Here is a 4,643-nt window from a genome sequence, read left to right as displayed (position 1 = left end):
AAGGGGGCTCGGGGGAAAACATAAATAAAATGCAAAACTTAAAACGCAAAACGCAAAACTGTGGTAAGGATTTAAAAAAATGGCAAAAAATTTGTTTGATAGCCCTCTGAACACCCCGTCTGCTGACGCAGACACCCCTCTAGGGGTGGCAGACCGTAAGGTCTGACCGGCGTAGTAAGAAGGTAATGTAAGATGAAGAAGCTATTGGCTTTAGAGGTACAGGATGGAAGTAAAAAAATTTGTTTGACAAAATATAAAAACAAACAATATCATATAAATTATGATAAAAATTATCAGAGAGGTGATGTAAAATGTTGAAACAAACATTAAGAAACAAAGGGATAGCTTGCCTAATGGTATTAGGCTTGCTGGGAAGTATGGGATGGATTGCCTCAGCTCAAGGGGCTTGGTGGCAGTTCTGGAAGAATTGGGGAGAAAAGAAAGAGGCACAAGCTGTAACTGTAAGCAATGAACAGCTAACAACTAATCAAACAGCAGAGAAAAAAGGCGTTCATATTCTGCCTGCAGAGGGGACGAAAACTAAAGGATCATTGGAGACATGGAGTGAAGAATTGAGTGAAATAGATGCTAAAATTAAAATGGAAGAAAAAGAGATAGCAAAGATGATGGATAAAATGAAATCCAAATCAACAGATTCCCTTATAGATATGTTGTCTAAGGATCGTAAAACCAAAGACATAGAAAAGAAAGAAGTAAGAGAGAAGGTGGCGGCTATAAGGATGTTGGAAGGGAGGATGAGGGGTGAGAAAGAGAAAAAATCGGAGATAATAGGAACTTTTTATAATCTGGGTATAATTAAGGATAAAGAGATTAAAAGAGAGGTTTATTTTATTCTTCGCAGGATTCAATTGGAAGAGAAGATAAAATATGCTTCTACAAATTCCCTTATTCAAACCCTTTTTGATAAAACTAAGAAGATAGAAGAAAGAATAGAGGCAATAAATGTTTTAGGATTAGAAAGAGAGGATAAAGCAAAAATAGTGCCAGCCCTTACGAAAGCCTTAGAAGATGAAAACAAAAGAATTCAAATGTTTGCTGCTCTTGGGTTATACAAGTTAGGAGAGAATTCAATTGCATTACCTGTTTTAGATAGATTTTTAAAAGACGGAGGAAAAGATGCAGAGTACATAATATCTGGGGTTAATGGTTTGGTAATTACTTATGAAGAGGGACCTCATTTTTATACAACACGCGGATTATATAATAAAGAAGGTGCAAGAATTCTTTTAAAAAGAGCTTTAAATTATAGTGAGTCAATTCGTTTTCGAGCTATAATGCATTTATATTACTTAGAAGAAGAAATTGTTTATCAAGCTCTTATTAAATTTTTAACAGAGGCTAAAGATCCGAGTTTAAAACGAAGGGCTTTAGGACTCGTTTCAATCAAAGACGAAAAAATGTTAGAGGTTGTTAAAAAATTATCAAAAGATAAGGATGAGGAAATAAAGGAACAAGCTAATAAAGTTTTAGAAAAGTATTATAAAAATAAAGGAGAAGAAAAATGAAGTTTAAGATATTTCGAGCAATCGTGGTATTAAGCCTATTTCTGCAATCATTCTGTGTATTTGCCTATGATAGACAGCAAGCCGTGAAGTATGCTGATAAGTGGACAAGCAATATTGATGGTGAAAAACGAAATCCAGCTTATCACGATTATAGTGATGATGATGGTGATTGCAGCAATTATATCTCTCAATGTCTCAGAGATGGCAAGATTAGATTTGATTCAAAGCAGGGATATGTTGATGATAAGGGATGTTTAATTAGGGCGGGTGAGCTTCCTGGTGCTTTAAGGGGCTATCATGGCGTATCTGTCGAAAGCACTATAGCACCAGATGCACCGTGGCCTGATGGAGATTATCATCTTCCCTCCTTTGCTAAAAAAGGGGATGTAATCTCTCTTTCAGTGCCAAACAAGTCTTATTTTCATTCGGCGATATTGGTAGAGGTATCAGGGGATAAAGGGAAGATTGATTGTCATACCAATGATCGCAAGCATTTTGATATAGACTGGTGGGGGGCTACAGGCGACTTACCAGAACCAGGTGGATACTACGATCTAAATCACAATGGAAATCCAGACAAAGGAGAATTCCCCATCAGCCTCACCATCCTCCACATCCCCGACTCTCCCATAGTAAAAAGAATAACATTGACCCAGGAAGGTAAAACAATCTATAAGGCACATCAAGACCCTAATGCAAAAGCTCAGCCAATAGTGGATATTTCTAAACCAGCCAAGCCTGGAGAGGTGAAGGTTGAGATAATATTTGATACAACAATGGAAACAGAGAATCTGCCAGTAGTAACATTTGGCAAAGCTTCACCATATAATGCCCATACGGTTGAACCAGATAAAGGCCTTTTTGATTTATTCAGCCCATGGAAAAAGACAAATTATGACAATGACACCTGGAAAGGCAAATTTACTATTCCGAAAGACAAACCAGAAGAATACGATGGAACGAATACGATAAGCATATTTGCCAGAGGTGAAGATAAAAGTAAGTTGGATAAAGATGAGGATTTATTGGTTTATAACGCTGGCACTGATATTCTTCACCAATTTACCCTTGACACCACCCCCTCCAAGCCAAAGAAAACAAAAGTTCTTAAAGGGAAGAAGGATATTAGTGGAAACATTGTTGATGCCACCACTGTATATTCCAAAGACTATGAAACAAACCAGATAACCAGCAAGCCAATGGTTGATGAGGGAAGCTACTTTGTTGAGATTACCTTTGATGAATCCTTAGATACAGAAATTCCCTTAAATGTATCTTTTACAGGAAGCAATCACCCTGTTTCATTCTTATCCTGGTCAAATACCAACACAACCTGGTATGGTGAGTTTGTTATTCCAAGGAATTCAGAATACCAAGGAACGCATACCTTAAGCATAAGCGATGCCACAGATTTAGCAGGAAATACCTTTGATTCTGACCCAACAACAGAACAAATAGACCCAGATACAAGCAATCAATTCTATGTCTTCCTTACCGATGCCCTTTATGTTTTATTAGACACTTCTGCAACAATCTTTAATCCACATTCCTTTAATTTATTGAATATAGAGAAAAGGGAGTCTATAAATATATCAGGTAAGACAACGAGTATAGCAGGTCCTAAGTTCTTTCCTGATGGAGAATACTTTGCATATATTACAAATATTTCAACTACATGTAATTTTGAGATAATAAAGACAACGCTTGATATGACAGACGAGAAGAATCTTACAAACTCTTTAATGAATGAATATTATTATGTAATAAGCAATGATGGAAAGAAGATATTTTTTGATAGAAGGGATACTTTTGACCCATATTCATCAAGATACTGTAATATATTTGTTTTAGACCTTGAAAAAGGGACAGAGACAAATCTTACAAATACACCTGATAAAATACAAATTGTCTCTGATATTTCCCCTGATGACAAAAAGCTTTTATATAAATCCTGGATAACTTCAGATTTGCCAAAACCTGAGGGCATCTGGATAATGAATACAGATGGAAGCGATAAGAGAAGGTTGGTTGATTGGTGTATAAGGGTTAATGATAACCTATGGTATACCTCCCCTGATTGTACTATCTTTTCTCCACTTGGAGGAAAGGTATTCTTCACAATGGAGGTTTCAGAGAGGATATCTGAACAAGAAACCCTTGTTAATACAGAGGTCTTTTCCATAGAGGAAAATGGAGAAAACTTAACAAGATTAACATTTACAAATGATGTTAATGAAGAGATTATTAGCGATATATCCCCTGATGGAAAAAGGTTGTTGCTTGTAAATTATAACAAGAAGACAGATGAATGTTTAGACCTAAGCATTATGAACACAGACGGAACAGGAATGACAAAACTAACCAAAGACCCTCCTACCTCACAGGAAAATTTTGGTGTATTTTTAAATGATGGAAGAATTATTCTAGGCTCAAATAGGGCAAATTCTGGTGTTTATGACCTCTATCTCCTTGATGGAGTAGGAGGAGATTTAATAAGACTTACTGAGGTTTCCTCTCCTTATAGTGTTAGGGGGGCTGTAATAAGACCAATAGGAACACAAACCTTTGGAAACCTTAAGGGAAGAATAGGCTCAACAACAGGAACATTAGAGGGTGTAATGGTTGAGGTATTAAAGGATGATGTTGTGATAAGAAGGGATATGACCAACAAGGATGGAATATTTAACATAGAAAATGTAAAAACAGGAATATACACGGTAAAAACAGAACTACCAGGCTATTCCCTTGGGATTAAGACAATTACCATTGAAAAAGACAAGACAACAGAAATCCAACTTACCCTAAACCCAATAGGAGAAACAGGAGGAAAGGTTGCCGTAGTAAAGGATGATGGAATATGGCAGGAGAATGCAGATGGAACAAACCCAAGAAAGCTATGGGAGGATGGAAGCATAACCGATGTCTGCCTTTCAGAGGATGGGAATAAAATTCTTTATTGTTCAAACAAAGAGGGAAATTATGACATTTACCTTCTTGATATTCCGAGCTTAATGCTTGTAACATTTCATAGCCCAGAAGATGAGATATCTGCAAGATTTGCACCAGATGAAAGAATACTATTTGTAAGGGCTGGATATGATAGCCACTACATCTGGA

General features: G+C 36.6%; 3 protein-coding genes. All 3 read left to right on the top strand.

The genetic code is table 11. The features are described 5' to 3' along the window. Nucleotides 1-192 precede the first annotated feature (192 nt). Nucleotides 193-318, top strand: a complete 126-nt coding sequence (locus tag AB1630_10555; GenBank protein MEW6104230.1) for a hypothetical protein — start codon at nucleotides 193-195, stop codon at nucleotides 316-318. Nucleotides 319-377: 59 nt separating this feature from the next. Next, nucleotides 378-1,526 (top strand): HEAT repeat domain-containing protein, encoded by a 1,149-nt coding sequence (locus tag AB1630_10550; protein MEW6104229.1) that lies wholly within the window; start codon nucleotides 378-380, stop codon nucleotides 1,524-1,526. Beyond that, on the top strand, nucleotides 1,523-4,643 hold a 3,121-nt coding region (locus AB1630_10545; GenBank protein ID MEW6104228.1), incomplete at its 3' end, for an amidase domain-containing protein. The genes AB1630_10550 and AB1630_10545, both read left to right, overlap by 4 nt.

It is taken from the genome of bacterium (genome assembly GCA_040753555.1).
Taxonomy (GTDB): Bacteria; UBA9089; UBA9088; order UBA9088; family UBA9088; genus JBFLYE01.
Note: the sequence above shows the minus strand (reverse complement) of the source record. Positions and strands in the feature narration are given on the sequence as shown.